Origin of the sequence: Burkholderia dolosa (genome assembly GCF_902499135.1) — a bacterium.
Classification (GTDB): Bacteria; Pseudomonadota; Gammaproteobacteria; order Burkholderiales; family Burkholderiaceae; genus Burkholderia; species Burkholderia dolosa.
The window spans coordinates 18911-37808 of record NZ_CABVPR010000008.1; the positions used below are offsets into that span (position 1 = coordinate 18911).

General features: G+C 69.2%; 17 protein-coding genes and 2 pseudogenes. 6 read left to right on the top strand and 13 right to left on the bottom strand.

The annotated features are described in order from the left end of the window. Positions 1 to 42 precede the first annotated feature (42 nt). The gene (locus BUB20358_RS05780) at positions 43 to 1359 is read right to left on the bottom strand and encodes an HlyD family secretion protein (protein WP_035975496.1); all 1317 of its coding nucleotides are present in this window, start codon (positions 1357 to 1359) and stop codon (positions 43 to 45) included. Positions 1360 to 1392: 33 nt separating this feature from the next. Further along, positions 1393 to 2967: an efflux transporter outer membrane subunit gene (locus BUB20358_RS05785; RefSeq protein ID WP_006767090.1), complete on the bottom strand. Its 1575-nt coding sequence runs from the start codon at positions 2965 to 2967 to the stop codon at positions 1393 to 1395. Between the two features lie 648 nt (positions 2968 to 3615). On the opposite strand from BUB20358_RS05785, the gene BUB20358_RS05790 reads away from it, so the two are divergent. Together BUB20358_RS05790 and BUB20358_RS05795 are read left to right on the top strand one after the other, a co-directional pair. After that, positions 3616 to 4095: a carboxymuconolactone decarboxylase family protein gene (locus BUB20358_RS05790; RefSeq protein WP_035975494.1), complete on the top strand. Its 480-nt coding sequence runs from the start codon at positions 3616 to 3618 to the stop codon at positions 4093 to 4095. Positions 4096 to 4099: 4 nt separating this feature from the next. Beyond that, positions 4100 to 4504, top strand: coding sequence for a cupin domain-containing protein (locus BUB20358_RS05795; RefSeq protein ID WP_006767088.1), 405 nt, complete (start codon positions 4100 to 4102; stop codon positions 4502 to 4504). A gap of 68 nt (positions 4505 to 4572) precedes the next feature. On the opposite strand, the gene BUB20358_RS05800 is transcribed toward BUB20358_RS05795, so the two are convergent. Together BUB20358_RS05800 and BUB20358_RS05805 are read right to left on the bottom strand one after the other, a co-directional pair. Beyond that, positions 4573 to 4923 (bottom strand): cupin domain-containing protein, encoded by a 351-nt coding sequence (locus BUB20358_RS05800; RefSeq protein ID WP_035975493.1) that lies wholly within the window; start codon positions 4921 to 4923, stop codon positions 4573 to 4575. 182 nt (positions 4924 to 5105) lie between these two features. Beyond that, a complete protein-coding gene (locus BUB20358_RS05805) occupies positions 5106 to 6020 on the bottom strand; it encodes a LysR family transcriptional regulator (protein WP_006767086.1) in 915 nt (304 codons plus the stop codon). A 149-nt stretch (positions 6021 to 6169) separates the two neighbouring features. Here BUB20358_RS05805 and BUB20358_RS05810 point away from each other — a divergent pair, with 149 nt between their 5' ends. Genes BUB20358_RS05810 through BUB20358_RS05825 form a run of 4 tightly spaced genes read left to right on the top strand, consistent with a single transcriptional unit; the run spans position 6170 to position 9851 of the window. Beyond that, positions 6170 to 7294, top strand: a complete 1125-nt coding sequence (locus BUB20358_RS05810) for an NAD(P)/FAD-dependent oxidoreductase (protein ID WP_006767085.1) — start codon at positions 6170 to 6172, stop codon at positions 7292 to 7294. After that, the gene (locus BUB20358_RS05815; protein WP_035975492.1) at positions 7287 to 7586 is read left to right on the top strand and encodes a (2Fe-2S)-binding protein; all 300 of its coding nucleotides are present in this window, start codon (positions 7287 to 7289) and stop codon (positions 7584 to 7586) included. Before BUB20358_RS05810 ends, BUB20358_RS05815 begins: the two co-directional genes overlap by 8 nt. Further along, entirely contained in the window at positions 7583 to 9019 is a 1437-nt protein-coding gene (locus BUB20358_RS05820; RefSeq protein ID WP_035975491.1) for an FAD/NAD(P)-dependent oxidoreductase, read from the top strand. The genes BUB20358_RS05815 and BUB20358_RS05820 overlap by 4 nt, the downstream gene beginning before the upstream one ends. A gap of 49 nt (positions 9020 to 9068) precedes the next feature. Beyond that, on the top strand, positions 9069 to 9851 hold the full coding sequence (locus tag BUB20358_RS05825) for an ABC transporter substrate-binding protein (RefSeq protein WP_006767084.1): 783 nt from the start codon (positions 9069 to 9071) through the stop codon (positions 9849 to 9851). A gap of 259 nt (positions 9852 to 10110) precedes the next feature. Here BUB20358_RS05825 and ampC read toward each other — a convergent pair whose 3' ends face one another. From ampC to BUB20358_RS05870, 9 genes and pseudogenes are all read right to left on the bottom strand, one after another. Then, positions 10111 to 11280, bottom strand: a complete 1170-nt coding sequence (gene ampC / locus BUB20358_RS05830; protein ID WP_006767083.1) for a class C beta-lactamase — start codon at positions 11278 to 11280, stop codon at positions 10111 to 10113. A 200-nt stretch (positions 11281 to 11480) separates the two neighbouring features. Next, positions 11481 to 11816: pseudogene (locus BUB20358_RS05835) on the bottom strand (alpha/beta fold hydrolase); the annotation flags it as partial. A gap of 60 nt (positions 11817 to 11876) precedes the next feature. Next, positions 11877 to 12311: a hypothetical protein gene (locus BUB20358_RS05840; protein WP_035975488.1), complete on the bottom strand. Its 435-nt coding sequence runs from the start codon at positions 12309 to 12311 to the stop codon at positions 11877 to 11879. A 442-nt stretch (positions 12312 to 12753) separates the two neighbouring features. After that, complete coding sequence (locus BUB20358_RS05845; protein WP_162487087.1) at positions 12754 to 12993, bottom strand: hypothetical protein; 240 nt, start codon at positions 12991 to 12993, stop codon at positions 12754 to 12756. 15 nt (positions 12994 to 13008) lie between these two features. Further along, the gene (locus tag BUB20358_RS05850; RefSeq protein WP_035975487.1) at positions 13009 to 14196 is read right to left on the bottom strand and encodes a beta-propeller fold lactonase family protein; all 1188 of its coding nucleotides are present in this window, start codon (positions 14194 to 14196) and stop codon (positions 13009 to 13011) included. 205 nt (positions 14197 to 14401) lie between these two features. After that, on the bottom strand, positions 14402 to 15157 hold the full coding sequence (locus tag BUB20358_RS05855; RefSeq protein WP_035976059.1) for an SDR family oxidoreductase: 756 nt from the start codon (positions 15155 to 15157) through the stop codon (positions 14402 to 14404). A 160-nt stretch (positions 15158 to 15317) separates the two neighbouring features. Next, positions 15318 to 15962 carry a substrate binding domain-containing protein gene (locus tag BUB20358_RS05860; RefSeq protein WP_223297005.1) on the bottom strand — a complete coding sequence of 215 codons (645 nt, stop codon included), beginning with the start codon at positions 15960 to 15962 and terminating at the stop codon, positions 15318 to 15320. A 523-nt stretch (positions 15963 to 16485) separates the two neighbouring features. Then, a complete protein-coding gene (locus BUB20358_RS05865; protein WP_052688635.1) occupies positions 16486 to 17334 on the bottom strand; it encodes a DedA family protein in 849 nt (282 codons plus the stop codon). 103 nt (positions 17335 to 17437) lie between these two features. Continuing rightward, a pseudogene (locus BUB20358_RS05870) lies at positions 17438 to 18448 on the bottom strand (LysR family transcriptional regulator). Between the last annotated feature and the right edge of the window lie 450 nt (positions 18449 to 18898).

Genomic DNA, 18898 nt, shown 5'->3' on the forward strand with positions numbered 1-18898 from the left:
CGATTGAACGCGCCGGGCCGCGCTCGCGCCCCGGCCCTTCGCCTAGCTCGCGCGCCGGCCGGCGCCGCGCCGCTCGCCCGCGTCGCGCGTTCGCGGACGCAGCGACGACACGGTGTCGCCGGCCGCACCGGCATCGGGAGCCGCGACGTTCTGCGCGATGATCCGGCGAATCTCGTCGTCGGCCTGCGCGCCGTACGCCTCGAACACGTCGGTCCGATACACGGTGTTCGCACCGGCGCCGAGCTGCGGCCCCGTGTCGTCGTGCGTATCGACGTCGACCTCCATCGACAGCCCGATACGCAGCGGATGCGCTTCGAGTTCCTTTCGATCGAGCTGGATGCGCGCGGGCAGACGCTGCACGATCTTGATCCAGTTGCCGGTCGCATTCTGCGCGGGCAGCGTCGCGAACGCGCCGCCGGTGCCGGCCGAGAAACCGACGACGCGCCCGTGATACCTGACCTTGTCGCCGTACACGTCGGCCGTCAGCGTGACCGGTTGTCCGATCCGCATGTTGCGCAGCTGGCTTTCCTTGTAGTTCGCATCGACCCATACGCCGTCGAGCGGCACGATGGCCATCAGCGGCGCGCCCGGCGACACGCGCTGGCCGACCTGCACCGAACGCTTCGCGACGTAGCCGGTGACGGGTGCGGGCAGCACGTTGCGCGCGTATGCGAGATACGCGTCGCGCACCCTGGACGCGGCGGCGAGCACGCTCGGATGCCGATCGATCGTCGTGCGCCCGGTCAGCGCGCGGTTCGCCTGCGCCTGCCGGCGCGCCGCATCGAGCGCCGCCTGCGCGGCGGCGACCGCATCGCGCGCGTGCGCGATGTCTTCGGCGGATACCGCGCCCGTGTCGGCGACCGCGATCCGGCGACGCAGATCCTGCTGCGCACGCGCGAGATCGGATTGCTTCTGGGCGACGGTCGCCGCATAGAACGCGTCGTTCGCGTACAGCCCGCTCACTTGACGAACGATCTGGCCGAGCGTCGCCTCCGCGTTGCCGAGCGCGATCCTTGCATCGGCGTCGTCGAGCACGACGACGGGCTCGCCCGCCTTGACGATCTGCGTGTCGTCGGCATTCACCGCGACGACGGTGCCCGTGACCTGCGGCGTCAGCTGCACGAGGTTACCGCTCACGTACGCGTCGTCCGTGGCTTCGTGGTAGCGCGCGTACAGCAGGTAGTACGCGCCATATGCGGCGGCGGCCGCGACGACCGCGACGCCGAGCAGCGCGAGCAGCATCCTGCGCATGCGCGTCGCATGTTCGTTCGACGCGTCGCTTCGTCCCGGCGGCGCCGGCCCGCGCTGCGCGTCGGCCGCGTCGGCCGCCGCGCGCCCGGACGTGTTGATCTCGCTCATTTCGATTCTCCTCGAGGTTCGGGGGTGCGCCGCTCAGTGCGCGTCGGCGTGCGCGTCGGGCGTCCGCGCCGCACGGTTCGCCGCGGCGACGACGGCGGCGGTGTCGGCCGCAGCCGTGTCGACGAATCCGCCGCCGAGTGCGGACGCCAGCGCGATCTGCCGATCGCGCCGGTTCATCCGCAGATTCGCGACGGCCTGATCGGCCGCCAGCGCGTTGACGTCGGCGTTCAATACGGTCAGCTGATTCGTGAGCCCCGCGCGGTACTGAACGAGCGCGAGCGTCGCGGCCTCGCGCGCCGCCTGCTGCGCGGCCAGTGCGTCGACGAGCTGCGCGTCGGTCGAGCGCACGTCGGCAAGTTGCGTCGCAACGTCGGCGAGCGCCGTCACGAGCGTCGCGTTGTATGCGGCGACCGCGTGGTCGAATTCGGCATAGCGCCCCTTCAGCTGGGCACGCAGGCCGCCGGCATCGAAGATCGGCAGATGAATGGCCGGGCCGATCGACGCGGTGCGGCTCGCCGCGGTCAGGAAGCGGCCGAACCCGAACGCGTCCAGACCGATCGCGGCGCTGAGGTTGATGTCGGGATAGAACTCGGCTTTCGCCTGCTTCACGTCGTGCGCGAGCGCATCGACGCTCCAGCGCGCGGCCACGATGTCCGGGCGCCGGCTCACGAGATCGGCGGGCAGGTGATCGGGAAGCCGGACGTCGTCGCCCGTGCCGAGCGCCGGGCGCGCGATTCGCAAACCGCGGTCCGGACCCGCGCCGAGCAGCGCGGCGAGTTGATAGCGCGTCGCGATCATCTGTCCGTCGAGCGATTTCAGCGCGGCGCGGCTCGTCGCGAGATCGGCAAGCGCGGTCTTGCGCTCGACCTGCGTGTCGAGCCCCGTCGCGATTCGCCCCGCGGTGATGCGATCGATCTGCTCGCGTCGCGCGATCTCCTGCTGTGCGATGTCGTGCAGCACGTACAGGCGCGCGAGGCGGTTGTACGTGCGTGCGATCGACGTCGTGAGCGCGAGCCTGACCGCTTCGGCATCGGCGCGGCTCGCGTGGACGCGCGATACCGCAGCCCTCAGCGCCTCGCGCTTCTTGCCCCACAGGTCCAGTTCGTACGACGCGCTCACGACGCCGCTGTTCTCGGTCTGCCACGACCCGCCGTACGGCGGCGGCACGAGCGCCGTGCCGGAGAACTGCTCGCGTGCGAGCGCGTAACGCGCATCGACGCGCGGCATCGTCCCGGCGTTCGCCGACTCGCGATAAGCGGATGCCGCCGCGACGCGCGCCCGCGCCTGCTCGAGCGTCGGGCTGTCTTTCAGCGCTTCGTCGAGCAGCGCCTTCAGCTGATCGTCGCCGAACTGGTCGGCCCAGTTCGCATCGGGCCAGCGCCCGCGCTCGGCCGGAAGACTGTCGCGCGTCGCGTACCGCTGCGGATCGGCTGCCGTTGCGTCGCCATGAATGCCCGCGTAATTCACGCACGCCGACAGCGCAGCCGCCGTCGCCAGCGCGGCGGCGCCGGCCGCGCGCGACGCACGACGCCGCACGATCGCGATGCGGCTCGGCGGCGCGCATTCGTCCGGCGAAGCGATTGGCCGATCGGGGTTCAACGTTTCCATCGCGAGTCGTTCCTATCGAGCGTGTGCAGCGTCCGGCAGCGTCGACGCACGTCGCCCCTGCACGGGGCGACGCGAATGTCGTCTGTCGGGTCGAAGGCAACGCCGGCCGGATCGACGCTACGTGCGCGAGCGTCGTCGTCGCGTGTCGGCGATCGCTTGCAGCGGCGCAGCGCGAGCAAACACGCGTTCACCGTGCGCATCGGAACGAAAACGTCGTCGTCGTCGACAGCGGCCGCGTTGCCATGTCGGCATCCTAGGTGGGCGGCCCGTACGCGGGTAGACCTCCAATGGAACACTGTGCGGTTCCTCGAGCGCACCAATCGCCACTGCGCATCGCGCGCCGCGCGAGCGGCGGCGATTCGATTCGTCGCACCTGACGTACGTCGCAGCGCGACGCGGCCGCGCCGATGGCGAACCGGCAGCGGCGTTCCGTTGCCGTACATTCGGCCGCACGGCGGCCGATCGCCGCTGCGCCGACGCATGCCGAGCGCGCCCGCCGCGACGCACGATTGGTGCGAAAGCGGCAACAGCGTGCGCACCTGTGCGGCTCTACCGGATGCATACACGCGCCACTACGATGCTTCGCAAGCAGCCTCTGCACCGCGTCGCGATGCAGGTTCGGCAGCCGTCCCAACACAGGAGCACGTGATGAGCCAACGCATCAACTACTTTCAGCAATCGCCGGAGCTGTCCAAAAAGCTCGTCGAACTCGACGCGCTATTCCACAAGACGACGATCGACGCGCCGATTCGCGAACTCGTCGAGATTCGTGCGTCGCAGCTCAACGGCTGCGCGTTCTGCGTCGACATGCACGTGAAGACCGCGAAGATCCACGGCGAGCGCGAGCTGCGCCTGCATCACGTCGCGATCTGGCGGGAGTCGACGCTGTTCTCGCCGCGCGAGCGCGCGGCACTCGAATGGACCGACGTGCTCACGCACCTGCCAGCTCACGGCGTGCCGGACGACGTGTACGAGCGCGCACGCGAGTACTTCTCCGACAAGGAGCTGTCGGACCTGACGTTCCTCGTCGGCGCGATCAACCACTGGAACCGGCTGAACGTCGCGTTCCGCACCGTGCCGGGCTCGTTCGACAAGATGTTCGGACTCGACAAGGCGAACCTGGAGTGACGACATGAAACACATCACGCTCGTTCTGGCCGCGCTGATCGCGTCGCTGTCGATGGTCGCGCAGCCGGCCGCCGCCGCGCCGCACGCCAAGGTCACGACGCTCAGCACCGAACCGCTGCCCGAGTATCCGGGCAAGGAAGCCGAGATGATCGTCGTCGAATACCCGCCCGGCAGTGTCGACCCGGTTCATCGTCACGACGCGCACGCGTTCGTCTATGTGCTCGAAGGCAGCATCGTGATGGCGCTGAACGGCGGCAACGAAGTCACGCTGCATGCGGGCGACACGTTCCACGAAGGTCCGAACGACATCCACACGATGGGCCGCAATGCGAGCAGCACGAAGCCGGCGAAGTTCGTCGTGCTGCTGATCAAGAACCAGGGCGCGCCGGTGCTCACGCCTGTCAAGTAGCGCGTCGCATCGCGAGCGGCCGCTGCCGACGATCACGGCGCGACGCGCGCGGCGGCCCGCGCGTCGCGCTACGTCGCGGGCCCGTCGCACCACTCGGTCGACGCGTCGGCACTTTCGACGGTCAGGTTCACCGAGCGGCCGCCCTCCGGACGCGTGCGATGCACGGTTCCGCGCGGCACGGTCGCGAGCTGTCCGCGCTGCAGCCGAACGCACGCGACCGCGTCGCCTTCGAGCACTTCGAGCACCAACGTGCCGTCGATGCCGACGAAGACTTCGTCCGCATTGTCGTGACGGTGCCATCCGAACGGCTCCGTCATGACGCTCATCCGAACCACCTGATCGCCGCTGCGTGCGACGACACGATTGAAGTACCGGACGTCGATCTGCCCGGCAATGCCCAGAACGTCGACGATCTGCATATCCTGCCTCCGGAACGAGATACCTCGCCGTAGCAAATCCGGTGCCGCCGACGTTGCCGCTCGTGTCGACGCCCGGAATTCGCTGGCGCTCGAAGCGTCAAGACGTCGTTTCTCGACGCAGGAAGTCCGGCCATCGGAGCCACGCCACCGACGCCGAAGCCGCCCGCCCGGCCGCCCCGCACCTACTCGCGCGCGATGCGCCGCACGCGTGCGAACGCGTCGCGCAAGTCCGCACAGAACGCATCGCCGATCATCGACAGCGGCTGCGACGCGGACGTCACCAGATAGAAGTGATCGGGCACGACCGGCTCGAACGGCTTGACGGCCACGCGATGGCGCGCATACGCGGCCGTCACCGGATCGATCAGCGCGACGCCGGCGCCGTTCGCGACGAACGCGACGATCGTCTGCGACAGCTGCGCCTCGATCGACAGCGCGCGCGACACGCCGGCCTCGACGAACACGCGGTCGATCGCGCTGCGCGACTCGAAGCTCGGCGGAAACGAGATGAACGGCTCGTCGCGCAGGTCGGCCGGCCGCACGACGCGCTTGCGCGCGAGCCGATGCGTGCGCGGCACGATGCAGCGCATCGCCGCTTCCGCGAGCGGCTCGCCGCGCACTGCCGGATGCGGCACCGGTTCGGCGATCAACCCGACGTCGCACTGCCCGGACGCGACCTTGTCGACGACCGTGGACGCGCTGTGCGCGAGCAGCGTGACGTCGACGCCCGGATGCGCGTGCGCGAACCGCGTGACGACTTCCGGCAGCAGATCGAGCGCAACGGCCGGCGAGCCGGCCACGCGCAGCGTGCCGCGCCGCATCGCGCGGATCTGCTCGGCGGCCTGCGCGACGCGGTCCAGCCCGACGAACGCGCGCTCGACTTCCTCGTACAGCACGCGCGCCTGCGCGGTCGGCGTGAAGCGTCCCTGCTGCCGCTCGAACAGCACGAAGCCGACGCGCGCCTCGAGATCGGCGATCAGCCGGCTCACGGCCGGCTGCGAGATGTGCAGCTCGTGCGCGGCGCGCGTGACGGTATGGCGCTGCATCACCGCGCGAAACGCTTCGATCTGGCGGATTCTGAGCGAAGGCGTCGTCATAACATTGCCTTATGGATGATTGAACAAGCTGTATTGGACAGCGGATTTTGCGTGTCCGAACATCGGTTCCGCTACGTAAACGACGCAAGGAACCCCGCGATCATGCGATATAACACGCAACCGCCGAACCGGCGCAACCGGAGCCGCCGATGAACGCGCGCAGCTTCGACGTCGTCGTCGCGGGCGGCGGCCTCGTCGGGATGGCGATCGCGTGGGGCATCGCACGGCTCGGCCGGCGCGTCGCGGTGTGCGACGGCGACGACATCGCGTTCCGCGCGGCGCGCGGCAATTTCGGGCTGGTGTGGGTGCAGGGCAAGGGCGCACGCTGCGTGCCGTACGCGCGCTGGTCGCGCGAGTCGTCCGAGCGCTGGGCCGCGTTCGCCGCTCAGTTGCAGCGCGAAACCGGCGTGGATTGCGGTTTCGAACGGCCCGGCGGCATCGAACTCTTCGAGCACGCCGCGGAACTCGACAGCGCGGCCGGCCTGCTCGAATCGCTGCGCCGGCAGGATGCCGCGCTGTCGTACGAGGTGCTCGATCCGGCAGCGCTGCGTGCGCGCATCCCGGCCGCGTCCGCGGCGCTCGCCGGCGCGCTGTGGTCGCCGAACGACGGCCACGCGAATCCGCTCTACACGCTGCGCGCGATGCTGCACGCGTTCCTGCAGCGCGGCGGCGTCTATCTGCCGCGCAACGCGGTCGACGAGATTCGTCCGCGCGCCGGCCGCTTCGAGATCGACACGCGCGGCAGCACGCTCGACGCCGAACGCGTGGTGCTCGCGGCCGGCCTCGACAACGCGCGGCTCGCGCCGATGGTGGACATGCACGCGCCGATCGCCCCGCTGCGCGGCCAGATCATGGTGACCGAACGGCTCGCGCCGTTTCTCGACTATCCGACGCTCGTCGTCCGGCAAACGCGCGAAGGGTCGGTGCTGCTCGGCGACTCGGCCGAGGACGTCGGCTTCGACGACGGCCAGACGCGCCCTGCGATGGTCGACATCGCGCGCCGCGCGCGCACCGCGTTCCCCGCACTCGCGCATGCGCGCATCGTCCGCGCGTGGGGCGCGCTGCGGATCATGACGCCGGACGGCTTGCCGGTGTACGAGGCATCGCGCACGCATCCCGGCGCGTTCATCGCGATCTGCCACAGCGGCGTGACGCTCGCCGCCGCGCACACGGACCTCGTCGCGCCGTGGATCGCGGCAGACGACGCGCCCGCCGATCTGTCGGCATTCAGCACCGCGCGCTTCGACGCGCGCACGGAGGCCCGCCATGTTTGAACCGATCGTTCCCGCCGCCGCGACGGACGAGCGCGTGCGCATCCATATCGACGGCGCACCGCACGACGTGCCCGCGCACTACAGCGTCGCCGCCGCCATGCTGGCCGCCGGTGCCGCCGCATGCCGCACCAGCGCGGTGAGCGGTGCGCCGCGCGGCCCGTTCTGCATGATGGGCGTCTGCTTCGACTGTCTCGTCGAAATCGACGGCGTGCCGAACGTGCAGGGCTGCATGACGCCCGTGCGCGACGGCATGCAGGTTCGCGCGATGCGCGGCAAAGCGAGGCTCGCATGACGCGCCGCCGTTGCGACCTGCTGATCGTCGGCGCCGGGCCGGCCGGCATGGCGGCTGCCGTCGCCGCGCGCGCGGCCGGACTGTCGGTCGTCGTCGCGGACGAAGGCTCCGCGCCCGGCGGGCAGATCTACCGCAACGTCGCCGATGCGCCGCCGACGCTCGCGCAATGGCTCGGCAGCGACTACGCGGCCGGCCGGCCGCTCGTCGACGCGCTGCACGCGAGCGGCGCGCATTATCTGCCGCGCAGCGTCGTATGGCAGATCGCGTTCGAACCCGAGCCCGTCGCGATGCTCACGCAGGCCGGCGCATCGGGCGGCACGCTCGAAATCGGCGCGCGCGCCGTGCTGATCGCGACCGGCGCGCAGGAACGTCCGTGGCCGGTGCGCGGCTGGACGCTGCCCGGCGTGATGGGCGTCGGCGCCGCGCAAACGCTGCTCAAATCCGCCGGCCTCGCACCGTCGGCCGACACGGTGCTCGCCGGCAGCGGTCCGCTGCTGTGGCTGTTCGCCGCGCAGCTGCTGAACGCGGGCCGGCGCGTGCGCGCGCTGGTCGACACGACGCCGCGCGATGCATGGCGCCGCGCGGCCGTGCACGTTCTGCCGGCGCTGCGCGGCGCCGACTATCTGCTGAAAGGCTTGCGGATGCTGCGCGCGGTGCGCCGTGCCGGCATTCCCGTCTATCGCGGCGCAACCGACGTGCGCATCGACGGCGACGGCCGCGCCGAATGCATCCGGTTTCGCGACGCGGACGGCATCGCGCACACGCTCGACGCGTCGCTCGTGCTGCTCCATCAAGGCGTCATACCGTCGACGCAGCTCGCCCGCTCGCTCGGCTGCGCACACGAATGGGATGCCGCCACCGCGTGCTGGCGTCCGCAATGCGACGCGCGCGGACGCAGCAGCGTGCCGCACGTATGGATCGCAGGCGACGGCGCGGGAATCGGCGGCGCACAGGCCGCGTCGCTCGCGGGCACCGTATCGGCGCTCGACGTCGCTACCGCGCTCGGCGCGCTCGACCGGGCCGAACAAGCGGCGCGCGAACGGCCGGCCATGCGCGCGCTGCGCCGCCATCTCGCGGTGCGTCCGCTGCTCGATGCGCTGTACACGCCACCGGCCGCGCTGCGTCGCCCGGACGGCGACACGATCGTGTGCCGCTGCGAGGAAGTGACGGCCGGCGAGATCCGCGAACTCGCGGCGCTCGGCTGCCAGGGGCCGAACCAGATGAAGGCGTTCACGCGCTGCGGCATGGGGCCGTGCCAGGGACGCTGGTGCGGCACGACGGTCGGCGAGCTGATCGCCGACGTGCAGCAGCGCGACGTCGGCGACGTCGGTCATTACCGGATCCGCGCGCCGATCAAGCCGATCACCGTCGGCGAAATGGCCGACGCGCTCGAACTGTCGGACGACTTCCGGCGCGGCGAATTCCCGAGCTGAATTGCGGCCCGCGCATGCCTATCCTTGCCCACACGAACGGAGCCTGACCATGAAGACGCGCATCACGATTCTCCTCTCCGCGGCCGCGATGGCCTTTGCCACGCTCGCTTCGGCGAAGGAATGGACGACCATCCGCATCGGCGTCGATCCGACCTATCCGCCGTTCGAATCGACGGCGACCGACGGCAGCGTGAAAGGCTTCGACATCGATCTCGGCAATGCGCTGTGCGCGAAGCTCAACGCGAAATGCGTATGGGTGTCGAGCAGCTTCGACGGACTGATTCCGGGGCTGCAGGCGCGCAAGTTCGACGTGATCCTGTCGTCGATGGCGGCGACCGAGCAGCGCCGTCAGCAGATCGACTTCACCGATCGGCTCTATCGCAACCAGACGCGCCTGATCGCACGCACCGGCTCGGGGCTGCTGCCCGAAGCGTCGAAGCTCGCCGGCAAGCGCATCGCGGTCGAACAGGGCACGGTTCAGGAAACCTATGCGCGCGAGAAATGGGCGGCCGCGAAGGTCGAGATCGTCCCGTATCCGAGCTACGACCAGGCGTATGCGGACCTCGTCACCGGCCGCGTGGACGGCGTGCTGATGGATGCGGTGCAGGGCCAGCTCGGCTTTCTCGCGACGCCGCGCGGCAAGGGCTTCTCGTTCGCGGGCGGCGTCGTCTACGACGCGAAGATCATGGGCAACGGCGACGCGGCCGGCGTGCGCAAGACCGACACCGACCTGCGCGACGCGCTGAATCGCGCGATCGCGCAGATCCGCAGCGACGGCACGTACGATCGGATTCAGTCGAAGTACTTCGACTTCGACATGTACGGGAAGTGAGTGCGCGATGCGGGCGGAGCGGAGCACGCGATGCTGCGCGCCGCTCGCGGCCTACGTCGCGCGCCGTTGCGCGGCGGTCGCAGCAAACCGCTCGGGTCGAACGTTGCGCGCGCCGTCTTCATGCTTCATCGATGCGGCGTAATGCGGTGCGTGGGTGTGTCGCGCGGGAATGTCGCCGCCGCGTGCGCAGAACGACGCGCGCCGAAGCGGGCGAAGCGCGGCGCCGTTCTTCATCGCACGACGGGTCACGCATCGCGCGTCACCGCTCGCCGCCCAACGACGACAGAATCGCGTACGCAGTCTTCACGCGATCCTCGATCGGAAAGCTGCGGTTCGCGAGCATCACGATCGCGAGCCGCTTCGCCGGAACGAACGCGACGTACGTGCTGAAGCCGTTCGTCGAGCCGGTCTTGTTGATCCATACGTCGTCGCGCGGTGCAAGCGGCGGGTCGATCGCAGTGGCCGGCATCGCGTCGAACAGCATCTTCGGCGCGTTCCCTTCGAGCAGCGTCGGCAACGCGACCGGATACGGATACTGTTCCCAGATCAGGTCCTGCGTCAGCGGCCCCGCGCGGAAGTAGCCCGTATGCGTGCGTTCGAGCGCGCGCCGCAGCCGCGGTGCCGTGTCGACGAGCCCCATGTTCGCCTGCACGAAGCGCAGCAGATCGGCGGCCGTCGTCCGCACGCCGTACGCCGGCTGCCACAGCATGCCGCCCGCCATCCGGATCGGCTTGCCGTTCTCCGTATAGCCCTGCGCGTAGTCGCCGATGCGCGCGGCCGGCACGTCGATATACGTGTGCATCATCCCGAGCGCGGGGAACAGCCGCTGCTCCATCAGCGACGTGAAGTCGCGGTTCATCGCGTTCGCCGTGAGCCGCCCGAGCATGCCGATCGCGACGTTCGAATATGTGCGGCGCGAGCCCGGCGCATACGCGGGACGCCATGCGGCCAGATAGCGCATCAGCGCCGCGTCGTCGCGAATGTCGTCCGGCACCTGCAGCGGCATGCCGCCCGGCGTATGCGTGCCGAGCTCGAGCAGCGTGACGCCGCCGAACGGCGTGTGCTGCAGCGCCGGCCAATACTTGCCGGCCGGATCCGACAGCGACAGCTCGCCGCCTTCTTCGGCATCGGCGGCGAGCGTCGCGGTCAGCGTCTTGCTGACGGAGCCGATTTCGAACAGCGTGTCGCCGGCCACCGGCTTGCCGGTCTGCGTCGACATCACGCCGTAGTCGAATACGTACGGCTTGCCGTCGGCGACGATGCCGATCGCCATCCCGGGAATGCCGTATCGCTTCATCAGCGGTGCGACGTGTCGGCCGACGACGTCGCGTATGCCGTCCTCGGTGAATGCAGCCGCGCGGCCGGCCGCCAGAAGCGCGCAGACGGCGGCGAGCAGCGTCGCGGCAAAGCGTGTCGCGTTCAAACGCATAGGGTCGTTCCTTCGTTGTGTGGGTGTGGACGGGCGAGCGCCCGCTTCGCGACGCGGCGTGACGAGATGTACGCGGCCGCGGCGGCTAGCGTGTCGACGCAGGACTATCCGCTGCCGCGTCGCCGCCGGCAATCGACGATTTTTTTCGTCAGCAGAAAGAAAATCTTATGTGATGCGTCGATGCGGCCACGGCGACGCGATCAGCCGGGCGGCCGATCGGGAAACGCGAGCATCGCCGCGTCGAACTGCACCGGCCGCTGCAACGGCGCGACGTGCCCGACGCCGGGCAGGATCGTCAGTGTCGCAGCCGGAATCAGGCACGACGAGATACGCCGCATGTTCGGCACGGATGAATTGATGGCGATCGCCCTGCACGATCGCGACCGGCACGGCGATCGCCGCGAGATCGGCGGCGTGAAATTCGGTTGCGTGTGCATCGTTTCGCCGACGGTCGCGGCGAACACGAGTCGGCCGGGCGTCGCGGACAGCCGCGCGTAATGCGTACGATGCCGCGCGAAGCGGCGATCAATCAGCGGTCGTATCGACGCAGACGAGCTTGCGATCGTCGGGCGGACGGCCGCGGCGCCCGAAACCGGTCAGGCCTGCGTCGATACCAGCCCGCCGGACGACGAGCCGCCCGACTTCTGGATCGCCTGCGCGAGCTGCGCGATCGCCGTCGACAGTGCGGCCGACAGCGTGCCGGCCTGCGCGCTCAGCGACTGCTGTTCGACCGCGGCCGCCGGGTCCTGCTTCGCGCGCTGCGCGACGGTCGCGATCTGCTGCTGGACGGCGGCCAGCTGCTTTTGCAGCCGCTCGATCAGCGCCTTCAGCTGCTTGACGGCCGGATCTTCGGGCGCGGCGCTCGATGCGCCGAGCGCGTCGCCGGCCGATGCCGCGCCGGGCGAACCGTTCGCGCCGCCGGCGGTCGCGGCCGGTGCGGTAGCGGCAGTCGACGCTGCGCCCGTCGTGTCGGCGCTGGGGCCAGTCGTGGCCAACGGCGAACGCGTGGCCGAGGAGAAATCGATCTGCATCGTATCGGTCCGTAGTAGATGAAAACGAATCGCAGCCGTTTTGCATCGGACGGCTTGCAACTTGTTTACGGCATTCGTCACACGAAACTTGAGGTTGCGTGCCGGTCGTGCATCGCGGGTGCACCAAGCCGCGGCAATCGGATCGACGCGCGACGGTTCCCGCATTCGTCGCGAAGGGGCCGGATGAATTCGCGGCTCGCGCTGGTAAAATCACCGCTTCGCCCGGCGGATCCGCACCCGCGCCGGCAATGCCCACACGCCGGCATCGCCGCCCGCGCATTCACGCGCGGCCCGCCATGCCGACGATGCCGTGATCCGGCAGCGGCCCGGTCGCCGCTTCGCACGCCGCCTTCGTCGTCCGCCATCGCACTGCGCCCGCCGCTTCCGGCGACGAATGCGATGCGGCACGCAAGCCGGCCCATGCGTCGAGCGCGGCACGCGTTCACTTCATCATGTATTCGAGGAACCCACGATGGCCCGCATCGGCGCCTTCTGCATCACGACGTGGCTTGCGGCCGCGATTCTCTATTTCGGCCAGCATTCCGTCGCGATGATCGTGCTCAGCGGCGTAGTCGTGTTCGGCGGCTTCGATCTGCTGCGGCCGTAAGGTACGGCGCGCATCGGCGAACGCCGAAACGCGCGCCGAAAGCGGCCGCCGCATGCGGCCGTGCTCGTCGCGCATCGCGGCGTTCGTCGTTCACCGAGGCAACGTCCGCAGCGAAGACGGGCCGCCCGTCAGCGCGATGCGCTTGCCGGTATCGCGCAGCCTGCCGCCGTCGACCGCATAAAACGCCAGCTGCCGCTCGACGTTGAACTGCACGATCACGTGCCGGCTGTCCGCGGTAAACACAATGCCCTGCGCCGCTTCGCCGCCGGGCGCCTCGCTCGTCTGTACCGCGCGGCCGTCGCGAATTTCGAACAGCAGCACCTTCCCGCGTGTGTGACGCCCCGGGTTGTCGGCGGTCAGGTTCGAGCCGTCCATCGCCTGCACCGCGATCCATCTGCCGTCCGGCGAAATCGCGACGCCTTCCGGCAGCGACGGCACCGTCAGATACTGGACCGTGCGAAACGGCACGCGCGATACGTCGATCAACGCGACCGAATCGGCATCGCCCGCGAGCGTGCCCGTGTAGCCCGGCAGGCCGGCCAATCCGACGTTGCCGACCACGGCCCAGCGGTTATCGCTCGACACGTCGATCGTGTAGGGCGCAACGCCCGTGCTCAGCCGGGTGCCGCTGTCGGTCACCTTGCCGTCGTCGACGTTCAGCACCGCGACGCCCTGCTCGTCGCGCAGCGACACCAGCGCATGCTTGCCGTCGTGCGTGAAGCTGATCCCGGCGAGCCGCTTCTTGCCGATCTTCAGGCTGCCGTCGAGCGACACCTGCGTGCCGTCGATGCGCAGGATCGACACGCTGCCGTCGACGTTCGCGACGAGCGCGAGCCGGCCCGCGCGGTCGATCGCAATGCCTTGCGGATGCGTGCCGAGCTCGATGCGCGTGATAACGGCCGGCGATGCGCGCAGATTCACCGCCTGGACGAACGTGTCGTACACGAGCTGCTTCGCGGCGGCATCGTAGCGCGTCGGCGCGCCTACCAGCGCGAGCGCCGCGCCCGGCGCGATCGCGACCGCTTGCGGCGGTCCCTGGATGCCGTTCTCGACATCGACCTGCAGCGCGACTTTCGGCGGAAACACGCTCGCATCGAGCAGCGTGAGCGTGTCGGCGGGCGGCGACGCGAGATACGTATCGCGGCCCTCGACGCGCTGATACTTGCCGTCGTTGCCGGAGACGATCCAGTCGGCAGCGTGTACGGCATTGGCAGTAGCGGCAAGCGTCAGCGCGGCGAGCAGGCGCGCGTGACGAAAACGGAAAGGATTCGAATGCATGGCGGTCGGTTCTCCGGATCGGTTGCAGACGCAATGACTCGCACGACCCTGCTGCTCGACGGGTCGATGCAATCGCATCATGCACGAAAGCGTGCGCATCCGGCGCGGCACGATCGGCTACATCGTGAGCCGGTGCCGCGCAGGCCGCCGACGAACGAACGTCGCATCCGTCGACCGCCGCAGCGATCGCCGTCCGGTCCGTCGGTCAATGCGCGGGCTGCGCGCGCTCGAACCACGCGTCGAAACCGATCGCACCGAGCCGCGCGTTCGGGCCCGGCAGCAGCGTATCGTCGCGCAGCTCCGCACCGAAATAGCGCGCGGCCGAATCCGGCACCACCGTGCGCGCGTCGTGCGTCGCATCGAGAAAGCGCTGAACGAGTTCCGCGAGCCGCACTTTGTCCGGCCCCGCGATTTCGACGACGCCGTTGTGCGGCGCGCCGATCGCGAACTCGGTGACCGCGGCTGCCACGTCGTCCGACGAGATCGGCTGGAAGAACGCCGGCGAGATCCGGATCCGATCGCCGTCGCCGCCCGCTTGCGCAATGCCGCCGAGAAATTCGAAGAACTGCGTCGAATGAACGATCGTGTACGGTATGCCCGATTCGCGGATCAGCTTTTCCTGCGCGATCTTGCCGCGGAAATAGCCGCTCTGCGCGAGACGGTCGGTGCCGACCACCGACAGCGCGACATGATGCGACACACCCGCGTCGCGCTCGGCATCGAGCAGGTTGCGGCCCGACGTCTCGAAGAATTCGAGTACCGCCGCATCGTCGAACGACGGCGAATTGGCGAGGTCGACCACGACGCTCGCGTTCGTCAATGCGTCGCGCAGCCCTTCGCCGGTCATCGTGTTCACGCCGGTCGCGGGCGATGCCGCAACGACGTCGTGTCCGCGCGCCGCGAGCTGCTTCACGACCTTGCTTCCGATCAAGCCCGTTCCACCGATTACGACAATCTTCATGATGCTCTCCGTCAGCGATGCGCGACGCGCATGCGCCGCAGTTCCTGGTTCCGGCGCCCGCGCGATGCGCGGCCCGTACGATGCATGGTACGTACGCGCCGCGCGCTGCAGTAGCGCCGCGAACGGACCCATCGTGTTGCCTGCGGCACACCAATGCGCGCTACGCGTGCAGTGCGTGCATGCGTACCGTCACGTAGTCGACGAACGCACGAACGTGGGCGGGCAAAGGCCGTTCGCGCCGATAGCACAGGTAATGGGCGCCGTCATCGGGCGCGTACCGCGCAAGACAGCGAATCAGCCTGCCTTCCGCGAGCAGCGCGCACACCTGATACACGGGCAATTGCGCAATGCCGAGGCCGTCGAGCACGGCCTGCACGATCAGGTCGGCATCGTTGAACGTATGGCGTGCGACCGGACGGTGCCGCTGCATGCGGTCGTCGACCTTGAAGCGCCAGTCGCGGACGCGCCCCGACGCTTCGCGAAAATTGATGCATCGGTGGTCGGCCAGATCGTCGATGCGTTGCGGCAGTCCGTGCAGGTGCGCGTATGCGTGCGATGCGCAGACGACCAACTGCAGCGGCATCAGCTTGCGCGCAACGATCGCCGCGCGTTTCACGCGGCCGTCGATGATCCACACGTCGATGCCGTCGTCGTCGAAGTCGACGACGTCACCGCTCAACACCAGTTCCAGCACGATCCGCGGATGCCGCGCGTGAAAGTCGCTCAACAGCGGCGCAACGATCTTGCGCCCGAATCCCGGCGTCGACAGGATGCGGAGGCGGCCGCAACGCGACCCGGTAAGCATGTCCCGCATATCTTCCTGCGCGTGCGGCGTGCCAGACCACGCTGGCGGTTGTCGTGAAGAACGCCCGGTTCGCAGCCGAATGGCCGCGATGCCGGTCGTGAGCCCGTGCATGCCCGTCGAACGATCGCGACGTTGCGCGTGCAACGGATTCCAATCCGGCACGCGCAGGCGGACGAACCGCGAGCCCGTGCGGGAAACCGGCGAAACGCGCGACGCATGCCGCTCGCACAAGATCGCCGCCCGTGCGAAATGCCGAGCGCCACGACGGCAACCGCCGACCGTCGCTACGGCGCAGCGTCATCATGGTGTCTCCGCACGGAAACGATCGAATGCGGCGCCGTGGCTGTCGCGAACGGGAAGCGACCGCATCCGGCATCTTAGGAACGTGACGCCGGTCGCGGTAGGCACAGCGACGGGCTCATCATGTTGCTCTTTGTGCACCAATCGATCGGTCGGCATCGCGGGCCGAACCGCGGCGCAATCCGACGCATCGGACGTGCCGCACCGGCGAGCGCGATGTGCGCTACGCGCGCCGCCACCTGCGCCGGCGACCCGTCGGCAGCGCGTGAAAGGCCGCCGGCGGCCGCGCGGCGTGCGCAAGCGCGCTCCACGCTCCGCACGGTGCGTGCGCCGTCGTGCGTCGAAACGCCGGCGCATACGCTGCGCCGGCCTCCGGCGCGCCGCTCGTGCGCGGCGCAGCGCCGGCGAACGCCGGTTCGTCCGCGGCGTCCGCGCCCGCCCCGATTCGCTCGGGACCGCTTTCGCCGATCGCGCGCCGGAAATGCCGGTACGGCACGTACAGCGCGAGCGCGAACGCGGCGGCGGCCAGCGCATGCCAGCCGAAGCGCGTGGCCAGGGCCGCCGTGCGGTCGATCTGCGGCGCGAAGATCGCGCCGGCGGCGACGGTGGCCGACGCCCACAACCCGATGCCCGCGCAATCGTGCAGCATGAACGCGCGCAACCGCACGGCCATCGCGCCGCACAGCGGCACCGATACGAGTGCGAGCCCCGGCACGAAGCGCGACACGACGAGCACGCGCACGCCCCATCGCGTGAAGAAGCGTTCCATGTACCGGACGCACGTCGGACGCAGCATCAGCAGCGCGAACACGCCATGCAGCGCGCGTTCGCCGTAGCGCTTGCCGCCTTGGAACCAGACGAGATCGCCGAGCACGCCGCCGATCGCCGCCGCGCCGACCGTCGTGCCGAGCTGCGCGAGTGTGGACGCGACGTCGCCCGCGGCGAGCGACATGCCGGCGCCGACCATGACGAGCGTCGGCGCGGCGGGAACCGGCAAGCCGAGCGACGACGCGAACACGTTCAGGAATACGATCAGCGCGCCGTATCGCGCGATCAGTTCGTGGGACAACATGGGTTTCTCCTTCGCGTGGCGGCGTCAGGAGAAATCGTAGAGACCGCGCACGCGCGGCAGTAGCCCTCGCGGCAGGCTCACCGTGTTGTCATCGCATCAACAATCAGGAGAGAACGGGCAGCGAAACGAGTTCGGTCGGGCAATGCAGATCGAGCGCGCGGATCCGTTCGGTCATGTAGTCGACGAACACGCGGATGCGCGCCGGCAGGTGCTTGCGGCTCAGATAGCACGCGTAATGACCGCGATCGTCCGGCGCGTACTGCGACAGGCACGCATGCAGACGGCGCTCGCGCAGCAGCTCGTTGACCTGATAGGCGGCGAGTTGCGCGATGCCGTGGCCGTCCAGCACCGCCTGCAGCACCAGCTCCGCATCGTTGAACACGTGCAGCGCGCTCGGCGTTACTTTGCGGCTCACGCCGGCGACCTTGAATTCCCATTCCGCGACGCGCCCCGACGCGAGCCGGAAATTGATGCAGCGATGAGCGTCGAGCGCGTCGACGGTATCCGGCAGCCCGTGCTCGCGCGCATATTCGGGCGACGCGCACACGACCATCTGCATCGGGATCAGCTACTTCGCGACGATCTGGCTGTCGTCCATCTTGCCGTCGCGGAACGCGACGTCGATGCGCTCGGACGTGAAATCGGCCGGACCGTCCTTCAGCATGAAGTCGATCGCGATCTCCGGGTACGCCGCATGAAAACCGTTGAGCAGCGGCGCGACGATCTTGCGGCCGAAACCCGTCGTCGAGCAGATGCGCAGCTGACCGCGCGGCGGACCCTGGCGCAATTCGCGCATTTCCTCGAGCGCCTGCATGATGCGCTCCACGCCCGGATTGCAGTTCTGATAGAACAGCTCGCCCTCGCGGGTGAGCGCCGTGTTGCGCGTCGTTCGCAGGAACAGCCGCGCATCGAGCTGCGCTTCGAGCTTCTGCACGTTGCGGCTGACGGCCGAGCGGCCGATGCCGAGGCGGTCGCCGGCCTTCGCGAAGCTGCCCTCGCTGACGACGGCGAGAAAGGCGATCACACCGGCGTAGCTCGTCGCGAAGCTGAATGCGAGCGAGTCCTCGCCGGCGGCGGAGGAAGAGGCGGTCGTCAAACCGGTCGAGGCAACCATGCGCTGTTTCCACCGTTCAGTTTTACGGGCGACGAGGCGAGCGCGTGCGGCTGGGATGCGGCGGCCAACGCGCTGCGCGACACGCGCAAACGGAAGCGGCACCGAAACGCGGAACGATGCTTCCGGCAGACGAAACGTTGGAGCGCTGACGTCGTGAACCGCGATGGCAGCAGTCCGGTATTCGATGAACGCCAGCATTGTCGAATTCGTATTTATACGCATCGCTTACAGCGATGACAAGCGCCGTCGCAGCTCTCCGGACATCGTGCCGGAAAACGGAACAAAGTCCCGGCTGCGCCCCCGCCGATTGTTGCCTTTCAGGCAACATCGTGCGTGCCGCCGCGGCGCTTTTTTCCGCGCGTCGACACGTCTACGATCGGCGGTGGGCGCGCGCCGCGCATCGCGGTTACGATGCGGCCCCGGCCTCCCTCCGACAGCACGAAAACATCG